Origin of the sequence: Vibrio ezurae NBRC 102218, from assembly GCF_000467185.1 — a bacterium.
Taxonomy (GTDB): domain Bacteria; phylum Pseudomonadota; class Gammaproteobacteria; order Enterobacterales; family Vibrionaceae; genus Vibrio; species Vibrio ezurae.
In genome coordinates this window covers 109,336-133,643 of the sequence record NZ_BATM01000019.1, presented here as the reverse complement: position 1 = coordinate 133,643, position 24,308 = coordinate 109,336, and the positions used below count along the sequence as shown (strand labels likewise).

General features: G+C 43.8%; 22 protein-coding genes and 1 pseudogene. 8 read left to right on the top strand and 15 right to left on the bottom strand.

What is annotated here, in order from left to right:
• Positions 1-10 precede the first annotated feature (10 nt).
• Complete coding sequence (locus VEZ01S_RS07465) at positions 11-985, bottom strand: YbgA family protein (protein WP_021713410.1); 975 nt, start codon at positions 983-985, stop codon at positions 11-13.
• 146 nt (positions 986-1,131) lie between these two features.
• Between VEZ01S_RS07465 and VEZ01S_RS07460 the strand changes: the two genes are divergently transcribed.
• A complete protein-coding gene (locus VEZ01S_RS07460; RefSeq protein ID WP_040890403.1) occupies positions 1,132-2,577 on the top strand; it encodes a hypothetical protein in 1,446 nt (481 codons plus the stop codon).
• A 59-nt stretch (positions 2,578-2,636) separates the two neighbouring features.
• On the opposite strand, the gene VEZ01S_RS07455 is transcribed toward VEZ01S_RS07460, so the two are convergent.
• A complete protein-coding gene (locus tag VEZ01S_RS07455; protein WP_021713408.1) occupies positions 2,637-3,527 on the bottom strand; it encodes an EamA family transporter in 891 nt (296 codons plus the stop codon).
• A gap of 266 nt (positions 3,528-3,793) precedes the next feature.
• Between VEZ01S_RS07455 and VEZ01S_RS07450 the strand changes: the two genes are divergently transcribed.
• Together VEZ01S_RS07450 and VEZ01S_RS07445 are read left to right on the top strand one after the other, a co-directional pair.
• Positions 3,794-4,195 carry a DUF3302 domain-containing protein gene (locus VEZ01S_RS07450; protein WP_021713407.1) on the top strand — a complete coding sequence of 134 codons (402 nt, stop codon included), beginning with the start codon at positions 3,794-3,796 and terminating at the stop codon, positions 4,193-4,195.
• Entirely contained in the window at positions 4,195-5,325 is a 1,131-nt protein-coding gene (locus VEZ01S_RS07445) for an HlyD family secretion protein (protein WP_021713406.1), read from the top strand. Before VEZ01S_RS07450 ends, VEZ01S_RS07445 begins: the two co-directional genes overlap by 1 nt.
• Before the next feature lie 189 nt (positions 5,326-5,514).
• On the opposite strand, the gene VEZ01S_RS07440 is transcribed toward VEZ01S_RS07445, so the two are convergent.
• Both VEZ01S_RS07440 and VEZ01S_RS07435 read right to left on the bottom strand, forming a co-directional pair.
• A complete protein-coding gene (locus VEZ01S_RS07440) occupies positions 5,515-6,246 on the bottom strand; it encodes a DUF3307 domain-containing protein (RefSeq protein WP_021713405.1) in 732 nt (243 codons plus the stop codon).
• Positions 6,243-6,905 (bottom strand): MarR family transcriptional regulator, encoded by a 663-nt coding sequence (locus VEZ01S_RS07435; protein ID WP_021713404.1) that lies wholly within the window; start codon positions 6,903-6,905, stop codon positions 6,243-6,245. Before VEZ01S_RS07435 ends, VEZ01S_RS07440 begins: the two co-directional genes overlap by 4 nt.
• A gap of 993 nt (positions 6,906-7,898) precedes the next feature.
• On the opposite strand from VEZ01S_RS07435, the gene VEZ01S_RS07430 reads away from it, so the two are divergent.
• The 3 genes and pseudogenes from VEZ01S_RS07430 (at position 7,899) to VEZ01S_RS07420 (ending at position 9,088) form a co-directional block, all read left to right on the top strand.
• Positions 7,899-8,360: a hypothetical protein gene (locus tag VEZ01S_RS07430; protein ID WP_021713403.1), complete on the top strand. Its 462-nt coding sequence runs from the start codon at positions 7,899-7,901 to the stop codon at positions 8,358-8,360.
• Between the two features lie 181 nt (positions 8,361-8,541).
• Positions 8,542-8,799: a type II toxin-antitoxin system Phd/YefM family antitoxin gene (locus VEZ01S_RS07425; RefSeq protein WP_021713402.1), complete on the top strand. Its 258-nt coding sequence runs from the start codon at positions 8,542-8,544 to the stop codon at positions 8,797-8,799.
• A pseudogene (locus VEZ01S_RS07420) lies at positions 8,787-9,088 on the top strand (type II toxin-antitoxin system RelE/ParE family toxin). The gene VEZ01S_RS07425 and the pseudogene VEZ01S_RS07420 overlap by 13 nt, the downstream one beginning before the upstream one ends.
• Before the next feature lie 118 nt (positions 9,089-9,206).
• Here VEZ01S_RS07420 and VEZ01S_RS07415 read toward each other — a convergent pair.
• From VEZ01S_RS07415 to VEZ01S_RS07405, 3 genes are read right to left on the bottom strand one after another with little or no spacing between them, the layout of a single operon-like run.
• Entirely contained in the window at positions 9,207-10,391 is a 1,185-nt protein-coding gene (locus VEZ01S_RS07415) for an MFS transporter (RefSeq protein WP_021713401.1), read from the bottom strand.
• Positions 10,388-12,313, bottom strand: coding sequence for a monovalent cation:proton antiporter-2 (CPA2) family protein (locus VEZ01S_RS07410; RefSeq protein ID WP_021713400.1), 1,926 nt, complete (start codon positions 12,311-12,313; stop codon positions 10,388-10,390). The genes VEZ01S_RS07415 and VEZ01S_RS07410 overlap by 4 nt, the downstream gene beginning before the upstream one ends.
• Positions 12,313-12,996, bottom strand: a complete 684-nt coding sequence (locus VEZ01S_RS07405; RefSeq protein ID WP_021713399.1) for an NAD(P)H-dependent oxidoreductase — start codon at positions 12,994-12,996, stop codon at positions 12,313-12,315. The genes VEZ01S_RS07410 and VEZ01S_RS07405 overlap by 1 nt, the downstream gene beginning before the upstream one ends.
• A 339-nt stretch (positions 12,997-13,335) precedes the next feature.
• On the opposite strand from VEZ01S_RS07405, the gene nhaD reads away from it, so the two are divergent.
• Together nhaD and VEZ01S_RS07395 are read left to right on the top strand one after the other, a co-directional pair.
• Positions 13,336-14,748: a sodium:proton antiporter NhaD gene (gene nhaD / locus VEZ01S_RS07400; RefSeq protein WP_439654005.1), complete on the top strand. Its 1,413-nt coding sequence runs from the start codon at positions 13,336-13,338 to the stop codon at positions 14,746-14,748.
• Between the two features lie 88 nt (positions 14,749-14,836).
• Entirely contained in the window at positions 14,837-15,943 is a 1,107-nt protein-coding gene (locus tag VEZ01S_RS07395; RefSeq protein ID WP_021713397.1) for a M20/M25/M40 family metallo-hydrolase, read from the top strand.
• Positions 15,944-16,016: 73 nt separating this feature from the next.
• On the opposite strand, the gene VEZ01S_RS07390 is transcribed toward VEZ01S_RS07395, so the two are convergent.
• The 8 genes from VEZ01S_RS07390 to VEZ01S_RS07355 all read right to left on the bottom strand — a co-directional run bounded on the left by VEZ01S_RS07390 (position 16,017) and on the right by VEZ01S_RS07355 (position 24,153).
• On the bottom strand, positions 16,017-17,159 hold the full coding sequence (locus tag VEZ01S_RS07390; protein WP_021713396.1) for an ABC transporter ATP-binding protein: 1,143 nt from the start codon (positions 17,157-17,159) through the stop codon (positions 16,017-16,019).
• Between the two features lie 9 nt (positions 17,160-17,168).
• Complete coding sequence (locus VEZ01S_RS07385; protein WP_021713395.1) at positions 17,169-17,906, bottom strand: HAD family hydrolase; 738 nt, start codon at positions 17,904-17,906, stop codon at positions 17,169-17,171.
• Positions 17,893-19,410, bottom strand: coding sequence for a CehA/McbA family metallohydrolase (locus VEZ01S_RS07380; RefSeq protein ID WP_021713394.1), 1,518 nt, complete (start codon positions 19,408-19,410; stop codon positions 17,893-17,895). Before VEZ01S_RS07380 ends, VEZ01S_RS07385 begins: the two co-directional genes overlap by 14 nt.
• A 128-nt stretch (positions 19,411-19,538) precedes the next feature.
• Positions 19,539-20,819: an extracellular solute-binding protein gene (locus VEZ01S_RS07375; protein ID WP_021713393.1), complete on the bottom strand. Its 1,281-nt coding sequence runs from the start codon at positions 20,817-20,819 to the stop codon at positions 19,539-19,541.
• Positions 20,820-20,825: 6 nt separating this feature from the next.
• Positions 20,826-21,689 carry a carbohydrate ABC transporter permease gene (locus VEZ01S_RS07370; protein WP_373277883.1) on the bottom strand — a complete coding sequence of 288 codons (864 nt, stop codon included), beginning with the start codon at positions 21,687-21,689 and terminating at the stop codon, positions 20,826-20,828.
• Positions 21,690-21,785: 96 nt separating this feature from the next.
• Complete coding sequence (locus VEZ01S_RS07365; protein WP_021713391.1) at positions 21,786-22,670, bottom strand: carbohydrate ABC transporter permease; 885 nt, start codon at positions 22,668-22,670, stop codon at positions 21,786-21,788.
• 103 nt (positions 22,671-22,773) lie between these two features.
• A complete protein-coding gene (locus VEZ01S_RS07360) occupies positions 22,774-23,658 on the bottom strand; it encodes a LysR substrate-binding domain-containing protein (protein ID WP_021713390.1) in 885 nt (294 codons plus the stop codon).
• Between the two features lie 150 nt (positions 23,659-23,808).
• Entirely contained in the window at positions 23,809-24,153 is a 345-nt protein-coding gene (locus VEZ01S_RS07355; RefSeq protein ID WP_021713389.1) for a DMT family transporter, read from the bottom strand.
• Positions 24,154-24,308 lie beyond the last annotated feature (155 nt).

Below are 24,308 nucleotides of genomic sequence, written 5' to 3'. Positions count from 1 at the left end.
ATCCTCTCCTTTATAAGCTGTAACGCAGGCGAAGCTCTTGGGGATGAGGGGTGAGAAACTTTTGACTCTGTAAATAGGTATCGGGATACAAAGATAGATAATGTCGAATTAAAGTAAGTGGGCTCAACAATGGCAACAATCCCTGCCGATATTCATCAATAATCGCTCTTAGCTCTTGTCTTTCTTGAGCCGTAAGCCATTTTTTAAAATAGCCTTGAATGTGCATCAATACGTTTGAATTATTTTTTCGGCTGGCGCGGTGAGTCAAGGCCTGCATGAATTTTAATCGATAGAGCGAATAAAATGCGTCACTGTCATAGTCGGCAACCCGAGCGACTAATTGCCCTAAGACTTTATAAGAAGAAGGGTCATGCGCCATCAATGTCAGTTTATAACGAGAATGAAACGCCACGACCTTCCCACTTGTCGGCTTATCACCTAAGCAATCGTATAAATCTTTGAGGCTAAAGATTCGGGAAATGAAGTTCTCTTTTAAGACTGGATCATTTAAGCGCCCATCTTCTTCCACCGGTAACCATGGCATCTTCTTCATCAACACTTCCGTGTAAAGCCCTACTCCAGCATTGCTTGCACCTGCCTTTGTATACACTTTAACGCGCTCCATACCGCAAGTCGGTGATTTCGCACAGACGATATAGCCACACAGCTCACTGTGTATGAGTTCGTCAACCTTGTGGTTCGAATAGTCCGTCATCGCTTTAGTATGGTCTTTAGAGGGATCTTTCGTTTCAAGTAATGCTATGCGCTCTTCATTTGAGACTAACCGAATGGTTGGACGTGGCACCGTCATGCCAACCCCAACTTCAGGGCAAACTGGTATAAATTCAAAAAATGGGGAGAGCTCTTGGGTCACAAATTTACTTGGTTTACTTCCACTATCAAAACGCACATTCTCACCTAGCACACAAGAGCTGATACCGATTTGAATTGCGTTATTTACAGTAGAGCGAGAGAGTGTATTCATCCTATTTCAATCCTTATCCATGTCTGCGTATCTGTTGTGCATTTGTACGCAGAAAAACGGATAAAGGGTCACAATAATATTTTAAAGGTGTGTGTTGCGCTGAATTTAGGTAAAATCGATGATGTATTCACCAACAAAACGTCGCCGTGCCAGAGAAAGTAACCCAACAGATCATTAACCTGAACTTTTGCAGAAATCCACTGTGTGCGGACTTTGGATCGTTGAACATTGCCAACTATTCTATTCTCAGCGAACGTAAAAACCCGCAAATAGCCTGCGCCAGTTGTCACAATATCGCTCCTATTCTTTGGCCTGACGAACTGCAAAGCGAACTCATTTCACAACGTGAATACTTACAAGCTAGCTTGACGGCATGCATCAATCACAGCTGTGAAAACCTAGGCTGTAACGTGCAACTTTTCCCTGAAAAGTATTACTCTTTTGGCTTTAGTGGAGACAAACAGCGTTACCGTTGTAAAGCGTGCCAAAAAACCGTTGTCGACAAGTTTTCAGTGACCAACCCCCACTTAAAAACCCATGTCACCATTTTGGCGCTACTGCTCACGGGGTTTAGCTTAAAAGAGATTTCGACCAAGCTGGCAATGCAAGCCAAAACCCTTAATGACCACATCAAGGCGATGGCGGCCATTTGCCGTCACAAATCCTCGGTGTTTGATCATCACTGGCAAAATCAATCCAAACAATTCTTATTGGGGAGTGACTATCACTACTTGCAACCCAATAGTGACAACGGCGTATTGTGGATATGCACGCTAGATTTACACTCTCATTATGTAGCGCACCAAACGGTCAATGTCACCAATCAGTCCAATGTCTCAGGCAATCGTATTATCGCAAAAGAATATCTCGCCAGTATCAATACGCCGCCTACTGATCCTGTTAGCAATAAAGTCACCGACCTCATAATATCTCGATTACATGATCATCAAAATCGAAGCCATAGCAACAACCCATTGCACAACCAAACCCAGTTAAATTATCCGGTGAAAACAGCTTTGGTGACGCCGATATACAGTGCAACCGCTCACTACCACCAATTAAATCAATGGCTTCAACATGCTGACACACTGACACTCACTCTTGGCTTTGAGCCTATGCTGGCCGAGGCGGCCGTTACTAGCTTAAATAGCATGCGTCAAAAACAATCCTTGGATCTTCTATACCAAATAGATGATCCTAACTGGGTCGAAGGCAAAGTTGGCAGTAAACCACAACCACTCATTTTTGCGCATAATAAGGTCAACTGGTCGCTCTCAGAGCAATGGCACATCAGAGCCGACGCTGATCAGCGCGCTATCTGCCAAATAATAGAAAGCAACCTTACACAGAAACAAGCTCATCAACTGCCTAAACACACCCCTATTTCCCACTATATGCAGCGTTTTCATGCCATGTTTAAAAGCAGTGTTGATGAACCTCGTCGTAAACGTCGTCCAGAAGGCTTACTCCCCCTACTCGATATATACAAAGCATGGAATAATCTTTGCCACCAAACTAATCCCGGAGAAACACCGGCGGTCAATGCTGGTATTTCAGAAAAGCCCCTATCGTTAGACCAATTATTGCAATAACGAATACAGCAACGGGTACATCGAAATAAAATGATTTCGAATGCTTTTTACAGAGCAACCTAACCCATTAATAGCATTGCCACACCTAAAATTGCCACCAGCGTCCCCCATATAGAGCGTTTAGATAATTGCATTCCCTTTATCTTGTAGATCACTAACATGAATAATGGACTGGTTGCGATGAGAGTTTGTGCAATGGCAGGATTGGCATGTTTAAGGGCAATTTGCTGTAGCCATAAGGCCAGAAACGTCCCCACAGCAATAGCGACAAGCAGATAATAACGGTCGTAATGCGCCATCTGTTTTGATTTAAGTAACAAGTCTGAAAATGGCTTAGGTTGTAGCCAAGAAATGATCATCGCTACCGTAAGCGTACCCAGAGAAAGCCGAAGCAAGGCGCCTAGCAGCGGATTAATATCCCCAGCTACTAACGCAAAATGAGAAATAACCACACCACTGGCTTGGCACACACTGGCGAGCAGGCCATAAGCAATGCCAGACTTTGAATGACCACTCTTAGACCCTGAAGGCTGCATCACCACCAACACAACCGCAACGGTCGTAACCAGTATCCCTAGCCAGTTAAACAGGCTCAGCCCTAAACCTAAAAAGAGCAAAGCCAACACACCAGACAAAGGCGGCGCAAGGGACTCTAATAGCAATGTATGATTAGGGCCTATGCGTTTTAGGGCCGCAAAATAGGCGCTATCGCCAATCGCAATACCAATGACGCCAGATATCCCCAATATAAGTGCGTGTTGCTGAGAAATTTCAATATTCGCTTTAGGCAGTAAGGGAAACACCAACATCATCATTGCTGAGCCGATAATGCCTTTGATCATATTTAGCTGCAACGCACTAAAGCGATGACTAAACTGGCCATAGATCCATGTGGCGATGGCCCAAACTATTGCCGCACCAATGGCCGCAACTTCTCCGATAACGCTCACATTACACCCTCATACTGCAAGTAATAAAGTCGACTCAACGACAAGTACATTTGATGATAACATCACGACCAAACGAAGGATTGCGATTGTGCTATTAAGCTGGGTATTTCTACGATTTTTAGGTGATAAAGAAGCGCCGTTGTCATCTGTACCTCTTACTTATCCATCATATAAATACTCATATAATCAATAAAGTAGTTGTATTCACTTAGATAAAGGTTAAAAATAAAGTAACAATATTAGAACAAGCATTACAAGGATGAAACATGCTTCTCGATTATGTTGCTTTAGGATTATTAGTCTTCGTTGCTCTGGTCCTTTTTTACGGGGTGATCGTTATTCATGATATCCCCTACGAAATCGCCAAAAAACGAAACCACCCTCACCAAGATGCCATTCACGTTACCGGTTGGATCAGCCTTTTTACCCTACATGCCCTTTGGCCATTTCTTTGGATATGGGCCACGCTATGGCGTGAAGACCGTGGATGGGGAATGACGCAAATCAAGCAAGAACAGTCAGATTTGCATCATGACATTACTCAACTCAACCAGCAACTTAATGACTTAACTCAACAAGTGGCGCAACTGAAAGAGGCGCAACAACAGCAAACGCAGCCTCAAACTACAGCAAAAGCCACAACCGAACACAGTGAAGGAGAAGCGTAATGGATTTACTGCTGATACTGACCTACACCGCATTTTGTGTTGCTATTTTTAAGATTTTTAAGATCCCATTGAATAAATGGAGTGTCCCTACCGCTGTATTAGGAGGCGTGGTTTTAATTGGCACTTTAATACTGCTGATGAACTACAACCACCCATTTACCCAAATCGGCCGTCAAGTTTACAACACCACCCCTATTGTACCGACAGTAAAAGGTCGTGTGGTTGAAGTAAATGTGAAACCCGATACCTTCATCGTAAAGGGTGAGCCACTGTTCACCATCGAATCCGAACCTTATGAAGCGGCGCTAATGAGTAAGCAAGCGGATTTAGCGGCGGCCATACAAGACGTCTACCAATTGGAATCGGATTATAAAGCCGCTCAAGCTGAAGTGATTCGCTCTATTGCGGAACGTGATCGAATTCGTCAAGAATTTAACCGTTATTACGCAGGTTACAAAAAAGGCGCATTTACAGCGCAACAAGTGGACACTCGTCGTCAAAACCTAAAAGGAGCACAAGCAACTTTAGAGGCTAAAATTGCCTTAGAAAACAGTGCTCGTGTCGCCTTTGAATCAGAGATTGAAGGAGAGAACACCACCGTCGCTCGCCTGCAAGCTGAGGTTCGCCAAGCCGAGTTTAACCTAAATGAAACGGTCGTCAGAGCGCCAACCAATGGTTTTGTTACGCAATTGATCTTACGTCCCGGACAAATGGCGGTACCATTACCACTCGCCCCTTCCATGGTATTTATTCATGCTGAAGAGTTTGATTACGTTGGCGCCTTTCGTCAAAACTCATTACAACGCCTAGAGCCAGGGTTTGAAGCAGAATTTATGTTCCCAAGTTTACCGGGCAAAGTCTTCTCTGGTGAAGTCGTGAATGTCATACCCGCAATGGCAGAAGGTGAAGTGCAAGCATCGGGTCGACTACTTGGGACTCAGTCTCTAAATGTATCTGGTCGCGCACTGGTAAAACTGCACCTAAATGATGATATATCCCAATACCAGTTACCATTAGGCACATCGGTCGAAATCGCCGTGTACTCTGATAGTTTCCACCATGTCTCTATCATGCGTAAAATCCTCATTCGCATGAAGAGCTGGCAGAACTACCTGTATTTGGATCACTAATCGTCCATTGAGTCGATGTATTAAAAACCCCGCTACGGAGGGATCTGTAGCGGGGTTTTCCCTAAAACTTGCTATCACAAGCTCACAGATCATATGTCATTTGCAATGCTAGAGATGCAGGAAACATTTTTCCCTTTGCAGAATTCAAGACCTGACCCCATTGGACCCCATTGATACGTGTTAGGCTTTCTAAATAAAGTTCTTTACGGCCAATCCAATAATCGATGTAATCACTACTGAAAGTAATGAACCTAATAAAACGTATTCTGTTAGTTTATGATTTTTTGCATTATTTAGTTCACCAAACCTGAAGATCGACTTAGCAGCTAATACGAATCCAATGACAGAAAATTGCCCGGCAATAGTAAAAGTTAAAATTAGTGTTCGCTCTAAATATCCGATAATAACCCCTCCTGAAATCAAACCTTCATTTTCCTCATTCGAATCTGGCGTATATTTAGATAAAATAGAACCAATGATAACCGAAGTGGGCTTAAAAATTACAATATAAGCAAGTGCGATTGCTAATGTGCTTTTAGTAAAAATAATATCCTTCATTGCTGATAAAGGCAGTTCTAATTGGGATATATGTAAAGCGATTCCAAACAAGACAGCTACGTGTAGTATTTGATCAAGAATGAAGTAACGTAAGTTTTTTCCTAAGTATGTCTTTGCAAGATCGATTAAGCAGTGAGAAACTCCAATAATAATTAACATACAACTAATGGAACGCCAATCTGTAGTGATAAATAATACTGGGATGCAGGAAACTAAAGCCTGTATTGCCGAATGTATATATAGCTTGTGAGACTTTCTTTTATTATCATTTTTGTCTCGAACCCATGATGCGGGTTGAAAGTAGAAGTCGGCCATTACATGTAAAATAACAAGAAGTAGAAATAAGATTATAAATGCATTCAAAGAAAAAACTCCCTTACTTTTTGCGCGAATAGTTGAGTGTATTCAGTTATTAAATTTAGGTTTGCTGAATTTATTGAGCGGTTTACTGATACTCTATTCACACCCAATAACTCTGCTATTTCTTTCTGTGTAAGGGAGTGTTGATTTTTAAGGATAATATATGTGATTGCGCATTGGCGCTCTGTCATTTCTGATACCTGACGATCCAAGTATTTAGTTAGTAGGCCAAAATGTTCATTGAACGGTTGTACTAGAGTCGATACTTTCAATGTATCTGTGCTCATATTGTCTAGTGCTCTTCCTGATAAAGTGAAAGCATCACCTGTTGAACTACCTATTGTATGTCGTATAGATACATCATTCCCTATAGCAAGACTTATTCTGCAATCATAATTGCTATTCGTACTTTTTAAACTGGTTCTCAGTAGTAGTGCGTATGTGGCGGCATTTTCAACATCTAGAACTAGAACTTGAAAAGAGTCGCCTCTAGTAACTTCGAACTTGTTGTTTGAATTTAGAGAACGAATCAATGATAGCTGATTATGCAATGTATAGAGTAAGTCTTCATACATACTGTGCTCTAGTTCAGTAGAGCGTACAATATCTCCACTTATTACTGCTATAGGCCTGACTCGTTCTTCTTGCTCTATTTCTTCCATATCTAAGCTCTCATATGCATAAGTAGTGCTGTATTGCTACTCACCCTCAATAGTAACGCATTTACGTTACTTCTTCTAGTAGTAATGCATTTACGTTACTATTTCGATTAGTAACGTCTTTACGTTACTTATTCTAGTGAATACATGTTTGAATTATCTTCTTTAGTAGTTACATTTTGTTAGCCACTATCTAATTACGGTAATGTTCAGCTTCTTAAATGGGAGGGGTATCAAATTTGGGGCTACTACCACTTTATCTCCCACTCAAGGGGAGCGACTACAATTTCAAAGTCTCATAGCTTTCTATAAATTAAGCCCTGCCACTGCTGTGCCAATCACAGATACCAACAGCGGTGAAATAGCTGAATTTACTTGACCACACATATAGCTTATTGGGGTTGAATTTGGTTTGAGTATGAAAAATGGCTTGTTTTGCTAAGGATCCAGTCTCGTTTTGTCGATAAGAGATTTAATACGTTATTGTTGTTCATAGGGGTAGCACTACTCTTCCTAAGATAACGTGCATTGTTAAAAAGGGATAGCACACACTCTTTATCAAGTAAATTCATAACACAAAATGTGAAGTATATACATTATATTTCAATTACTTATGATAGGTTAAACAAAAATTAGACAAACAACATAACGAGCAAGCCAGTTACTAATAATATTAGGCATTCACAATGAAATTGGATAATGAAGATGGACTTTGAGGTTATTAGCAGTTCAGAATAAATCTTTTGAACGTCAGGTTTTTGAAAGTAACTATGAGGTTACTGTTCAGGTGAGATCTGCCGATTTCACAAAACCACTTGGTGAGCAATGAGCAGCCTTTACCGTAATAGTTGCAGAATAAATACCTAACAAAAATTAAATATGAAATAAAACACTCGGTATTTGTCCTTTATTGTAATAATTTTATACCAACTGTTCTAGCCCGCTACCTGGACGTTAGTTTTCATTAAACAAACAGTAAAATTAAGAGGGAAGATTATGAACATAAAGGGAGCGCCACTGTTTTTACTGATTTGCATGTCGGCTTCAACTGCGTCAGCAAATTCAAGCATGTTAACTGGTGCTTGGAAATGTAGTTCCATATTACCAGTATCATGGCTTGAGTCTGTGAGTATCTATTCTCCTGATGGAAGCATCCAAGCCTTCGCTAATTCAATAACTCAGGCAGATCACAGAGCACTTGAATATGATTTTTTCTTAGAAGGCACTTGGAAGCTAGAAGGTAAAGTTTTGACAACTAATGTTGAGATTGTTGAGGCTGTCGCTAAAAATGCAGACGCTAAAAACGATATAGACAAAATTAAATCACTTGAAAGCATTAGCTCTAAGGAAGAAATCATATTGTTAAATAGTACACAGCTAAAAACTAAGAGCGAGAGTGGCAAAGTTTCTGATTGTACCAGAGTGGTTTCTGCTCACGCTTTAAAGAACAAAAGCTAACGGTTTATCAAAGAGGGTTAAGTTCCGCTTCGCTACATATTATAGCCCACTATTTTAGTCTGCTTGGTGCGACGTTATCTGAATTCAGGGGTATTGTGATTGGGTTACCCACCTGAATGCGCGTTAGCGGTCACAGAACTTACGAAGCTCAAAGTGATAGAATACTTTTGGAGTGACAACTATGAAAGTTGAACTGGTAACTTCACTTAAGCGTCAAGCTACGAAGATCCTTACTGAGCTACATGATAGCAAAGAGCCTGTATTAATCACCGAACACGGTAAACCTTCTGCTTACTTAGTTGACGTAGACCACTATGAGTTTTTGCAGAATCGTTTAGCTATCTTAGAGGGAATTGCTAGAGGTGAATGTGCTATCGCTGATAGTAGAGTTACATCCCACTCTGAAGCGAAGAGCAAGATGGCAAAATGGCTGAAGTAATTTGCACTGACCCAGCGTTATCTGATTTAAACGATATTGCAGAGTATATAGCTTTGGAGAATATGGTTGCAGCAAAGCTGCTCGTACAATCCGTTTTCGAGAAAGTTAAAAGGCTAGAGTTGCTCCCAAAATCAGGTCGTGTACCACCCGAGCTCAGCCATTTGAATTACCGTGAAGTAGTGGCTAATCCTTGTTTTGTTTCTACAAACAGGAGCTTGATAAAATCTATATTTTGTATTTTATGGGTGAGGAGCGAGATTTATGTAAGTTCTTGTTAAGCAAGCAATAGGTAAAGTAAGCAACTATCAAACACACGACAGTATCTTTTCTAGCAATACGTCTATATTCAATGCTCCCCCGTCCAGAGGGAGCGACTACAACTTCAAAGCACCATGTCTTTCTATGAATTAAGCCTTACCCCAATGAAGAAATCTCACTTCATTTCCCTCTGTTGGATGGGCTGGAATATTCAAGGACAATAGCAAAGAAACCCCTGCCATTGCTGCGCCAATCACAAATACTAGCGATGGTGAAGTTAGCCAAATGATGCCAAAGGTCACCGGAATAACAACCGCAGCGATATGATTTATGGTGAAGCTGACTCCGGCTGTCGAGGCCATGTCTGCAGGGTCGGCAATTTTCTGGAAATAAGTTTTGATGGCTAACGCTAAGGCAAAAAAGAGATGATCAACCACGTATAAAGCGGCAGCCCAGTGTGCTTCTTTTACAACTGCGTAACCAATGAAGACGCAAATCAAGCCAACATATTCAAACATCATGGATTTTCGCTCACCGATTTTACCGATCAAACGACCAATTTTCTTGGCGAACAAAAAGTTAAACGAGTAATTAATCAAAAACAGTAGGGCTATATCCGCAGCCGAATAGCCAAACTTCTCTACCATTAAGAAGCCCGCGAATACGGTAAATATCTGACGACGCGCTCCGCTCATAAAGGTAAGCGCGTAGTAAAGCCAATAGCGTTTTCTTAGAATTAGCTTTTTATTTTGCACGGTATCGGTTTTAAATTGAGGGAAGCAACAGGCCATTACTGCAACTAATATAACAGTAATGCCACCCGTAATGGCGTAGACCGTAGCGTAATCCAATTTAAGCACTTGCAACATCACCCACAATGCGCCGTAAGTGATCAATGAAGCCAGTGCTCCAATAGAGATCATCTTGCCGAGCATTTCTGGCGCTTCTTCTTTGGACAGCCATTGCAATGACAGTGATTGCTTTAGCGTTTCAAAATAGTGAAAGCCGCTCGACATTAATAATGTGGTCAGCAGTAACCCAGTGACACTAGGAAAAAAGCCTGTTAACAATGTGCCAAGGCCAAGCATCACCAAGGCCAGTAACATGAATTTTTGCTCGCGAATAAACAACAGCACAAATACAACACTAAAGGCTAAAAAGCCCGGGATCTCACGAACGCTTTGTAGCAAACCAATATCTGCACCGTTAAAATGGGCTTTTTCAATCACAAAGTTATTTAACAGTGCCATCCAGCTTGAAAATGCCACTGGCACAATAATCGAGATTAGAATTAAGAAATTCTTTGGTGTTTGCCACGATTTGTTATTTATCACTCAAGCTTATCCTCAAATTGGTCTGCATAGCCTTTTGGTGGTGGCGTCCACCCTCTTTCAGCGCGCGAATCACCGTCATGACGATCTGAGCCCATGGCATCACGTATTTTATCTTCAAGCTCAATAAACAGCTTGATGAAGTTATTGTCGTAACGCTCACCCTCAGAATCATCCAACCAAGCATTATATAATTCATCTGAGCTCTGTTTCTCTACGTAAATATAAGAATGACGTTGTTGTTCTATTTGAAAAGGGTGAAAACCCATACAACGCAACGCGACGGTGCCTACTTCTAGCGCAGAGTGGAAGGTTTCACTTTCGATATGATGAGCGCCCGCTTGACGCAGTTGATAAAAGTGCCCACGGTCAAAGGCTCGGGCAATAACTTTAACTTGCGGATAGGTGTGCCGAACATATTTCACCAATTGTACTGACGACTCCTGATTGTCAATGGCAACCACTAACGCTCTGGCCTGCTCTATGCCTGCGGTGTGTAGCAGATCCGGTTTAGTGGCATCGCCAAAGAAGGTTTTAGTGCCTATTTTACGTAAGTTACTGACCTGCGTTGCTTGATGATCCAGCACTACCGTTTCAACACCATTATTGACTAGCAGTCGGTTCACTATCTGGCCGAAGCGCCCGACCCCTGCAATAATCACTTTGCCTTGTTCATCAATCACATCTTGTTCGCCTTGATTGGTTTGCTTTTCAAATCGCGGCACAATGATTTTTTCATAAACAATGAATAAGCCAGGCGTAAAGAACATCGACAGCGCCACAACCAAGGACAAGGTACTCGCAATATCGCTAGGCAGTACATTGTTTTGCACAGTAAAGCTAAGCAGTACAAACCCAAACTCCCCAGCTTGCGCAAGACTTAGTGCAAACAGCCAGCGATTAACCCCTTTTATTTTAAAGACAACTGCGAGACACCATAAAACAACGCCTTTAAGCAGCATTAAGCCCAGTGTTAACCCCAAAATAAGCAAGAAATCATCGAACAAAATAGCAAAGTTGATGCCCGCACCGACGGTAATAAAAAACAGCCCTAACAATAAGCCTTTAAACGGCTCGATATTGGACTCTAATTCATGCCTAAACTCACTGTTTGCCAGCACTACCCCAGCTAAAAATGTACCTAGCGCAGGTGACAAACCGACTAATCCCATAAGCGCGGCTATGCCAATCACTAGCATCAGTGCTGTAGCGGTAAAAATCTCGCGCAAGCCGGATGAAGCCACAAAACGAAACAGTGGACGGCTAATAAAGTGCCCTCCTACGACGACCGCCACAATAGAAGCGGTGATCACTAATCCATACGCCCAACCCGGAAGTCCGGCAACTAAACTCAGTTCAGGGTGATGGTTTGCGCTTTCGACCACTGCCGATTGCGCGGCAGTAATCAGTTCAGGCAAGGCAAGTAACGGAATAAACGCCAACATAGGAATCACGGCGATATCTTGAAACAGCAATACCGAGAAAGCGTTTTGCCCGCCTTGAGTTTTACTCAATCCTTTTTCGCTAAAGGTTTGCAGCACAATAGCAGTAGATGAGAGGCAGAAAATAAGACCGATCGCCAGCGCAATCGACCACTGCACCTCTAACATCAACGCAATAGCCATTACTATGCCCGCAGTGCCCGCCACTTGAATCCCGCCAAGCCCCACTAGGCGATTGCGCATGTTCCACAGCATCTTAGGTTCTAGCTCTAGCCCGACCAAAAACAGCATCATAACGACGCCAAATTCCGCGAAGTGCTGAATAGTTGCCGTCTCTGCGCCCACCAGACCGGTAATAGGCCCAATTACGACCCCTGCAATTAAGTAACCCAACACCGAACCTAAACCAAGACGCTTAGCAATCGGCACTGCAATGACAGCCGCAATTAGATAGATAAATGCCTGTAAGAAATATCCAGTCATTACACCTCTCCCTTTGTTTGTGGCTCTGCATCAACGCTAGATAACAATGCTGATTCTAATAAATGCCCACTTAATTGAGGTAACCGACCCGCTTTTTCAAGATCCACCTTGTCTTCAACGATGGCATGTAGCAGTAATTGCCACTGCTGTAAATGCTCGCTCACCCGCCCTTCTTCAACCGCGGTTCTTGCGCCAAACAATACAAACGGCGCCCAATATTGCATGCCAATTAATGAGGCAGTTTGCTCTATAGGGTGCAGCAGTTCTCGAATGGTGTAATGGATGTAGCCATCACATTGATATGCCTGTTCTTTGCCACCTGCGGTAATGGCGCACAACAAACGCTTACCGTGTAACGCAGTCCCTTTAGGGCCGTAGGCAAAGTTGTATTCTAAAACCAAATCTTGCCACTCTTTAAGAATTGAGGGGGTTGAATACCAATATAAAGGGAACTGAAAGATCACCACATCATGCTCTCGCAGTCGCTGTTGTTCTCGCTCAATATCGATGTCGTATTTAGGATAGTCTCGATATAAATCAACGCACGTCACACCAGTAATGGTGTTAGCGAGTTTAAACAATTCGACATTCACTTCTGAGCGCCCTTGCGAAGGATGCGCAAATAGCAATAAAACGCGTTTTTTTGACGCTTCTGCATTATAGCTATCGACTGGTTGATTCATAAAATCCCTTATTCTTTATCCATTCAAATCACTGAAATAAAACACAAACACTTTTCAATAAACCGCACTTTGCATCAATCAAAGCAACACTTAGCATTAACCAAATAAAAACCAAAGGTTAACCAAGTTATTTCATTTGAGTTCGTAAAAAGTGATCCACCGCAAGCTATTGTTTTGGTTTCAGGTTTAGGCTATGTGAAACTTGTTGCTTTTGTTAATTACTGTTACACGTGACTATTACAGCATAGTCAATCAAAAGCCACTATCAATACTGATTTATTGTCCGCAAGGTATTGTCTGCAAGGAGTCGCAGTGAAGTCTTATTCGTCCATATTATTTCTGGCATTTCTATCCCTATTCTTTTCTCCATTAAGCTTTGCGGCCACCAGCCATAGCACGCCCGATCTCACTCAATCTGGCGTCGGCTATCTGGCACTGTTTATTTTTGCCATTGCTTATTGTTTGGTAATGGGTGAAGAGGTGCTAAAGCTGAGAAAATCAAAGCCCGTGTTATTGGCAGCCGGACTGATTTGGATTTTAATTGGCTTCACTTTTTTAAGGCTCGGAGAGATTGATATTGCCAAGAGTGCACTTGACCACAATTTATTAGAGTATTCCGAGCTGCTGCTATTCTTACTGGTCGCCATGACCTACATCAGCGCAATGGAAGAGCGTCGCCTGTTTGACTCACTGCAATCATGGATGGTCAGCAAAGGCTTTAACTTGCGTTCTCTATTTTGGCTGACCGGGATCTTGTCCTTCTTTATCTCCCCCATCGCCGATAACCTCACCACCGCGCTATTAATGTGCGCTGTGGTCATGAAGGTTGGTGGGACGAACTATAAATTCATTAACATTGCCTGCGTTAATATCGTGATTGCCGCCAATGCCGGCGGGGCATTTAGTCCCTTTGGCGATATTACAACACTGATGGTATGGCAGGCAGGCCACGTCAATTTTGAACAGTTCTTAACCTTGTTTGTGCCATCGGTGGTGAACTACATCATCCCTGCCGTCATCATGTCTTTATTTGTGCCGACTACTCAGCCCGATACTGTGCATGAACATGTGGAATTAAAGCGTGGCGCGCGCCGCATCGTGTGCTTGTTTATTTTAACCATTGCCACTGCGGTTGCCTTTCACGGATTATTCCACTTCCCTCCTGTTATTGGCATGATGATGGGACTGGCCTATTTGCAATTCTTCGGCTTTTTCTTACGCAAAACTCTGCCAAGTTCGCTGGCGAAGAAAAGAGCATTAGCAGAAGCTCGCCATGATGAAGCGGCACTACAACGTTTAGGTTCGGTAGTGCCATTTGATGTATTTCGACGTGTGTCGCACGCTGAGTGGGACACGCTACTCTTTTTCTACGGCGTAGTTATGTGTGTCGGTGGATTGAGCTTGCTAGGCTATTTAGGGCTAGTATCTGAAATCATGTATACCCAATGGGACCCTATTTGGGCGAACGTAATGGTTGGCGTGTTATCCGCTATTGTCGATAACATTCCGGTGATGTTTGCCATATTAACCATGCAACCAGAGCTTTCTATGGGTAACTGGTTGTTAGTAACTTTAACCGCAGGTGTAGGAGGAAGCTTGCTCTCCATCGGCTCTGCGGCGGGAGTGGCATTAATGGGCGCCGCGCACGGCAAATATACTTTCTTTGGTCATTTAAAATGGATGCCCGTAATTGCCTTAGGTTACGCTGCTAGCATCGTCACACATTTATGGATTAACGGGCATCTGTTTTAAAATCGGAATTGAAATTGATCTAAATCAAGAATGAGCGCTACGCAATATGGGTAACTAGGCGCTCATGAATAGATATAGAAGTAATTCAATGACACAAGTAGATCAAAACCGTTTAGTAGATAACTTTCTGCATTTAGTAAAAATTGATAGTGAATCAGGTAACGAAAAAGAAGTTGCCCTTGATATTGAATCACAACTGCAAGGGTTGGGATTTTGCGTAGAGCGCCTTGCCGTGCCTGAAACGCTATCCAATGGCTTCAACATTTATGCAAAATTACCGGGCACACTAGACGGCAGCATCGTACTTAGCTGTCATATGGATACGGTTACTCCAGGTAACGGTATTCAGCCAATCATCGAAGATGGCATCATTCGCTCAAATGGCGAAACCATTTTAGGTGGTGATGATAAATCAGGCATTGCCGCTATTTTAGAAGCAGTAAAAACCCTGCAAGAGAATAACCTTGCGCATAAAACCATTGAAATCGCGTTCACTGTGTATGAAGAAGGTGGCCTACGTGGCTCACAAGAATTTGATTGCGCTAAGATTGAATCAGAAGTGGGCATCGTTTTAGATTCAGGCGGCCCTATCGGCACTATCATTGCCGTTGCCCCGGGTCAGCAAAACTTAAAAGTGACTATTACTGGTAAACCGGCTCACGCAGGGCTTGCTCCTGAGCAAGGCATCAATGCGCTCACTGTTGCCTCTGATGCTATCAGCAACATGAACCTCTCTCGCATTGATGAAGAAACCACGGCTAACATCGGCGTAGTCTCTGGCGGACAGGCGACCAACATCGTGATGCCAAGCCTATATCTAGAAGCAGAAGCTCGCTCTTTGGATGAAGGTAAACTGGCGAAGCAAGTGTCGCACATGGTCGAGACTTTTGAAGCGGCAGCAACTAAGCATGGCGCAAAAATTGATATCGTTTCGAGTCGCGCCTACAACCCGTTCCAAATCCCTGAATCGCACCCGCATATTCAGTCAGTCAAAGAAGTGTTCACTCAACTGGACATTGAGCCTATCGTCACTTCTACGGGTGGCGGTAGCGATGCGAATATCTTTGCGGAAAAAGGCTTAACCATTGTGAACCTATCTACAGGTATGGCAAAAGTACACACCACTGAAGAGTATATTGCTATTGAAGACATGCGTAAGATTTCGCAGTTCTTAATGGCGTATTTAACCAAATAAGACCATTTAGCCAAATAAAAACAGAGTAATAGGGCTCACCTAGGCGCATGTAAGCGTAGGTGAGCCATGCAAGCTAGTCTGCATTCAAGGCTAGACTTTGCTCGGTATGTAAATCAAATAAATGACACTGAGCAGTATTGAAATGCAATAAGGCTTCATCGCCACTTTTTGCAATATGCTGACCATCAAACGGCACGCGCGCCACCAATTTGTCATCACCGACTGTGAAGTACAAATACAGCTCGTTACCCATAGATTCCACCACATCGACTGGATGGGTTTGCGTGTTAACGGCTACTGCCAAATCATCGTCTTGATGCGCCAATTGAATATGCTCTGGACGCACCCCAAACCACACCCACTGACCGATTTTATCTCGCGCAATGGCTTGCTTATCTTGCGGTAATTGCCAACAAACCCCACTTTCAGACTCGACGCTCATCACCCCGTCAATCTCAATAATTTTGCTTTTAATTAGGTTCATTGCCGGAGAGCCAATAAAGCCTGCCACAAACTTATTCGCAGGGTATTGATACAGGTTCATCGGCGTATCCACCTGCATGATTTTGCCTTGATTTAACACGCAAATACGATCGCCGAGTGTCATCGCTTCCACCTGATCATGGGTCACATAGATCATGGTGGCATTTTGCCCTTCTCGCTTTAAATCACTGTGCAGCTGTGAAATGCTCACTCGCGTAGACACGCGTAATTTAGCGTCTAAATTCGACAATGGCTCATCAAACAAAAATACATCCGGCTTGCGCACCATAGCGCGTCCTAGTGCTACGCGCTGTCTTTGCCCGCCGGACATTTCGCCGGGTTTATTATCCAATAAATGTTCAATATCTAAGGTTTTAGCCGCCACTGCGATACGCTCTTGTATCTCGTCTTTAGGCAGTTTTTGCTGTTTTAAGCCAAACGCCATATTGTCGTAAACAGACATGTGCGGATACAACGCATAGTTTTGGAACACCATAGAGATGCCACGATCTTTTGGAGGCAGATCATTTACCCGCTTATCGCCAATATAAATGTCGCCGCCTGAAATATCTTCCAGCCCTGCAATCATACGTAAAGTAGTAGATTTGGCACAGCCAGACGGACCTACAAACACCATAAACTCACCTTCACGAATATTAAGGTTGATGCCGTGCACCGCTTTAAAGCCATTTGGGTAGGTTTTCTCTACCCCTTTTAGTGTTACTTCAGCCATGGTCTACCCTTAAATCAATTCGTTAAATTCGGTCGGGTTAAAATCCGCCACCGAAGCAATCACAATATCCGCCATCGGCTCTAGCTCATGTTGCTGCGCCGTACCGGTTAATACACCGACGTTTTTTGCGCCCGCATTGCGACCAAATTCCATGTCCGATACCGTATCGCCAAACATAATCACTTCGTGAGGCTTTATTCCGCACTGCTCGCAAAACGCATTGAGCAGTGCTGGAGCCGGTTTTGGTTCAATATCACCATCGGAATAGCCGACATAGTCAAACAGCCCCTCTAACCCCGATTGCTGTAAGGTATAAAGAGTGGAATCTTTAGTGTCTGCTGTGGCCACGCCAAGCAACATACCTTGCTGTTTTAACTGGCTCAGCTTGTCACCAATGCCCGGCAAAGCCTCGATCCACTGCGGGTTTTGTTCCACTTGCTCATTAAAGGCCAGTTTAGTGATCTGGGTAAATTCTACTAACGTCACTTTAGGTTTCAGCAGTTCAAACCACACCAGTGCGGTATCTTCCACAGGGTTTGAGGCCAATAATCCATAGTTATCAACCACATCCCCTTCAACGCCAATCGCTAATAAAAGCTCACTACTGGTCACATCTGAGTTGGCATTGTGCTGCTCGCTATACGCTTTAACTTGCTCACAGGCGGCGCGCGCAACATTGAGCCACATGTTATGAAATTCGAGTAAGGTACCGTCTTTGTCAAATAACAGTGCTTTATACTTCGTCACTATTTATTCGCTCCATTAGTTCTCCCCAAGTATCGACTAGGGGTTGGTTAAATTGTGGTTTTGAGCCATCAAATACTGCGTTAATGCATCCTTCAAACTCATTTTGTTCAGCGGCGATGTTCCCGCTATCGGGCATATGTCCGCGGCGGATATCTACGCGGCACCAAGCGTATCCCTTGGCAATATCTACCGCTTGCGGCTGCTCGCTCAGCACAATACGCGCTACGACAACACCATCGACAATACATTCTGCGTAATAGGGATGATGGCTATCGGTTACCGATAACTGATAAGTTAACGCCTGCCCTTTTGAGTCTTGTCCCGGCTGTAATTGGGTCGCGCTATCGCCTGAGTAAATAGCAAACTGCAAACCGCAACGACGCTCGATATAAACCTGTCCGTTTCTAAGCCCGGACAATATCCCTTCACCACTTAAACCGTGGCTATACACAAAGGTAGAAGGATCGCCATATAACGACGGTTCATTAGCTTTTGGGTTTCGCTCATGAGGCTGTAAGTGGCTGTCACTGCCACCCACTGCGGTAATTCGATGGCCGCAATTCCACATTTGCGTTAGCACCAGTAGCGCATCGTCGGTCGCTTTGGCTGAGGTAGACCAAGTGGGATCGCAACACACTTCAAAGGTAGAGACTTGCGCTAGGGCAATATCTTGATACTGCCAATGCCAAGGCTTCATCATGGGATGATTTAGACTTATCGAGCTATGCCCTTGGGTGGCGATATCCAAACCCGCCTGTAGGGTGGCAACACTGCTGTGTTCAATCGCCCTTAAATCTAATGAGCTAGTCGGCCCATGCACATTAAAATGCCCCAGATCGGTAGTGACTTCGATTGCAGGTAAAAAGAGGCACTGCTTAGATATAGGCAGTTTCGGCTGACAAATGTTGTGTTCAGTGAAAAAGAAGAAATCAAGACCTTGCGCTTCGACAATATCGTTCGCCGCTTGCAAGCTATTGTGCCCGTCCGAAAGTTGAGTATGGGCATGCAAATCACCTCGATACCAGCGTGACTCAGAACAAAGCAGATTTGAATAATCAAAATCAATGTCGTGCGCTGACGTCACAACAGAAGCCAGTTGTAAATGTTCGGCATAGCCTTGTGCTTGGGCGGCATAGCTCGTGGTATCGGTATCGGTATCGGTATTTTCAGCATCACTAATACACTGCACCGCTACCTGATATTGCATGGCACGTTCAGAGCGAAATTCGCCCTCTAAGTTATACAATTCCAAATACCATTCGCCTGCGCTGATCTCACCATCAATTGCGCCGAAACCTGAGTTTTGGGATTGGATAAGCAAAGATTTGTGCGATTTTTCAAACAACACTTTGCCACGAAAAGCATGCTTTGCATCGTACACCGCAGCGTATAAGAATCCCTTAGTCACCGTGGTACCGGTAATTCTTACCAAATCAGTGTCAACAGGCACGTCAAAAAGCATGCGCTGTCTGCCAAATGTGACTTCACCTGTAAATAAGGTCATTATGTTCACCAAGTTCATCTAGGTTAAATAAAGGGCAATTAAAAATGGCCCACCCTAAAGTGGACCACTTCTGTATGCTAAATCTATGTGCTCAGTACGTTAGACGCACATAGATAATTAAGCCGTGACTAAGAGCGGTTGGCTCTATCTAGTGCACGTTGTGCTCTCTTAGCCGCTTGCTGCAGTGCTTTTTCCGCAGGCACGTTTTGGATTTGCACCTGATCGGCGGCCAACTTCAATGCGTCCATGATCTGGCCGTTGGTTGGGTCTAAGAAGTCTTTAGTTGCCGTGTTCGCCTGCTTCAAAGGAATCAAAGCTTGCGGGTTTTGCTGAGTAAACTCTTGGTATTCTGATACTTCAGAAACGCTGTTACGCACTGGAATGTAACCAGTGAACATTGACCAAGCCGCCGTGTTTTTCGCATTGGTGTAGAACTCAACAAATTCAAACGCCCCTTTTGCCGCTAGGTCGTCAGTGCCTTTTGGCATTACGTACACCAAAGCACCTGCTTGTGGCGCAGCTGGATGTGAACCCCAACCTGGCTGAGTTGTTGCGCTGAGCTTAGTAAAATCAAGGTCACCCTGATCGCCTGATGAACCGGTATAACCCAGAGCTTTGTCTTTCATGACGTCATCAATGGTTTTGTACCAGTATTCCCAGCCTTGACCACCGTAATGAATGCGCATGATTTGATCGTCATGAATCCATTTGCGGAAGCTATCCCACACTTCAACCCACTGCGCAGAATCAATCAGCACGGTTTTGCCATCGTCACTGATGATCTTCGCGCCATTTGAAAATGCAGCATCAATTAGGTTGTCAGCGCCCCACATTGGCTCCCAGCCGTAAAACGTCACGTCACCTTTCGCATCACGCTGAGTGACTTTTTCTGCGACTTTTGCCACGCCTTGCCACGTGCTGAGATCTTTTTCAGTAAAACCGTTATCAGCCAATACTTGCTTGTTGTAGTAAAACACTTGCGTAGTGCCGTATGCAGGCAAACCAATCACAGAGCCATCTTCTGCGGTAACTTGATCTTTAAATGCGCCAATGAAGTCAGAGAAATTAAATTCTGCATCCATAAAGCTAGTCAAATCACGGCTCAGACCACGGTTATGCATTGCCACCGCGCGACCAGAATCTAGCAGTACCAACTCTGGCGCCGTTTTAGAGGCTAAACCTGCTTGTAGTTTTTGGTACGTTTCTGAATAGTTACCCTGCAACGCCCCTTTAACCACATACTGGTCTTGGCTCGCATTAAACTCTGCAATTAACTCATTCATCATCTTCTGTGGTTTAGTACCACCTGAGTACCAGAAGTTAACTTCTGTAGCAGCCAGAACATTGCTAGAAAACATTGCAACGGTTGCTGCGCTTGCGCACACGAGTGCTAAGGTTTTTAGTTTCATTTCTATTTACTCTTTTACGCCGTTATCGGCGATACCTGAAAGAATCGTCTTTTGACAAATGACGAATAAAATTAACAAAGGCAATACGGCTATGGTGCTGGCGGCCATAATTTGCGACCAGTTCAAGCCGTAGTTACCCTCGGCAATAAAGTAGTGACGAATCCCGGTGGCAATCAGGTTTAATTCCTGAGAGGTAATCACCAAGCTTGGCCACATATAACTGTTGTAGTTAGTAATAAAAGTGATCAGAAACAGCGTTGCCACTGCCGCTTTACATTGCGGTAAGATGATTGCCCATAAAATTTTAAGCTCACCTGCACCATCAATTCTTGCCGCCTCAATTAAAGACGGATGAACTTTGATAAACACTTGTCGTAGATAAAACACGCCAAATACTGAGGCGGCGTTAGAGGCAATCAAGCCCAAGTGCGAATCAATCAAACCCAATTTTGCCAAAGTGATGTATGACGGAATGTAAGTCACTGCGCCGGGCAGCATGTAACAGCCCATCACCACAAAATAGAGCACGGTTTTGCTGCGAAACTTTAGCTGTGTCAGCGCATAGGCAAACATCGCTGAGTTGACAATCACCAACAAAGTGGTGAACAGCGCCACGCTAAAACTGTTAAAAATATACAAACCAAACGGCGCACTATGGAACGTCTCGACAAAGGTTTCCCAGCGAAACTGCGCCGGAATTAAATCCAACGGATTGGCAAAGATTTCGTCATTGGTTTTTAACGAACCCGATAGCATCCACAAAAACGGGAACACCATAATGGTTCCGCATACCAACAAGAACAGATGCTTGGCTAACGCCAGAAACGACAGACGCTGTGCCTGCAATGCCCACCCTTGAGTTGTACCCATCCATAACGACTTTATTCTTTTGTTGAGTGCGATGTGACGGAGCTCTTCACTTGCCTCTAACACTTGCGTGCTCATAATTTCGTCCTCAAAAATTGTTTAGTAATACACCCAGCGTTTACCGATATAGGTATTCGCCAGTGCCAGTAATCCAGTAATCAAGAAGATGACTAATGACGTTGCCGCCGCAGGCCCCATTTCATATCGCTCAAACGCTTGTTGATAGAACAAATACAGCAGTGTTCTGGTTTCGCCGCCCGGGCCGCCTTGAGTCAGTATTTGAAACTGATCAAACGCCTGCATGGCAGTGATGATGTTAACCACCACCAAAAAGAACGTGGTCGGTGATATCAGTGGCAACGTGATTTTTAAGAAACGCGTCAAACTGCTGCACCCATCAATCAAAGACGCTTCATATAAAGAATGCGGGATCTTGTTCAGGGCGCTGATATAGAACAGCATGGTCCAACCTATCGCCTGCCATACTGTCACGATAATGACCGCCACCAACGCTGTATTGCCGTTTTCTAACCACGGAATGGCGCTAAATCCCATCGACTCTAAAAGATGATTTGCCAGCCCTGATTTGGTCTCAAACACCCATGACCAAACAATCGATACCGCCACAGTTGGCGTGATCCAAGGAGAAAAGATCACCGCGCGATAGAACTGACTACCATGAAAATTTTTGTGTAGTAACAGCGCAAAAACCAAACCTAAAATGATGGTCGGAATCACGACACCAAGGGAAAACCAAAAGGTATTCAGCGCCGCTTGCACAAACTCAAAATCCTCGACCATGTACTCATAGTTTTCTAAACCAATGAATGAGTAGTTAGGCGAAATGTAGTCCCAATCAGTGAAGCTGATATAAATTGAATACCCAAATGGCATCAGCCAAAAAGTAAACAATGGCACCAGCAATGGCGCAGTAAATAACAGCACCTTTAAGCGATTTTTCAGTGGTTCAGAGAAAGCACTCATGGTGACCTCGTTCTTGTTTCGTATGCATACAAATTACATTTTGTTTGTGACAACTTCGTAGAAGCGCCTTTCATTTTTTTTATGGGTATCCATAAGAAAATCTTTACTCGGCCTCTCCCTCTTGCATTTGGTGATACAGCCAATCACAGAAGAAATTTACTTTGGCATTACGGCGGTTTTTGGTGATTAAGTAGTGGGCAGACTCAGCGGGCATGCTTGAATCACAGGCCAGCACTAGCTCACCTTTATCGAGCAATTGCGATACCACCAGCGAGCGCACCAATAACATGCCAATGCCGTGCTTGACCGCTTCTAAGGCATGCAAAGAATTGCTCACCTCTAACAGAACCTTCGGCATCGTCATTTCAAATTGATTGTGGCTTAGCCATTGCAGCCAGTTTTCTCGATAGCCCTTCACCTGCACGGTGGCCAGTGAGGAAAAGTCATGCTGACTCAACTGCTGCTGATGTTGCGCTTTAAAAGCAGGACTGCACACCAACTGCCAATGCTCTTGAAACAAGCGTTCGCAATGGGTGTCTTCACTTTCGACTTTGCCATTGGTCAATTCAATATCAACGCTCTGGCAAGGCGTTGTTGAAGGCCAGTCAACTTGCTGAATATCTAAACGAATAAACGGATACTTTTTATAAAAAGAAGGTAAGCGAGGCAGCAGCCAGCTATGACAAAAGGTATGGTTGACGCGCAAACTCAGGACATCCGTTTCTTTTTCGCCAAACAGTATTTGAGTTTGTAATTTAAGATGGGCAAGTGACCCCGACACAATCGGCTGATATTGCTGCGCCGATGAGGTCAGCTTTACCCCTTTTGAACTGCGTTCAAATAAGGTTGTATCTAGAAAGGCTTCTAAACTTTTAAGTTGCTGACTGACGGCGGCTTGAGTGACGCAAAGTTCACGAGCAGCAGCGCCAATAGAGCCAAGACGGGCAACCGCATCAAATGCGACCAAAGCGCGCAGTGGAGGTAACATAGCTTTACCTAATCGAAATAAAAGAAGAAATTACTTCAATTAGGTTGCATAAATTTGCCACTTTAATGACAGAAAGATGAATGGTACGGTTAAGTAAGGTGTATCCAGCAAGGCAAAGCCGCCATTGCTAGCACTTAAAAAAGCGTTTTATCAATGAGTGACCGAGTTAGAGAACACATTGATGATCACGGTTCCCGTTAATATAAAACCAATACCCACTACCGCATAAATATCTAATTTTTGCCCGTAAAACATCCATGCGATAGAAGCCACTAATACCATGCCTGAGCCACACCAAATCGCATACGCAACACCAAGTGACATGCTTTTGACGGTCAAAGACAACAAATAAAAGGCACAGCCGTAACTGCCCAAGACCGCTAGCGTAGTGGGTAGAGAAGTGAATTGGTTGGTTTTCGGTAATAAAGAAGTGGCAACCACCTCTAATACAATAGCCAAAGACAAAGCAAATAAAGGAGGGAGAGAGGACAGCATTGGGTTTCCATGAAATAAAAAACTGGGACGCACTTAACTTACACTAGCTTTATGTCGAAATGATGCCACAGGTAATTAGAGAATATTATTACTCTCTATAGATTTCATAATTCATCAAGCATCTGCAATTTCAATCTAGCCATAACCGTCTCGAT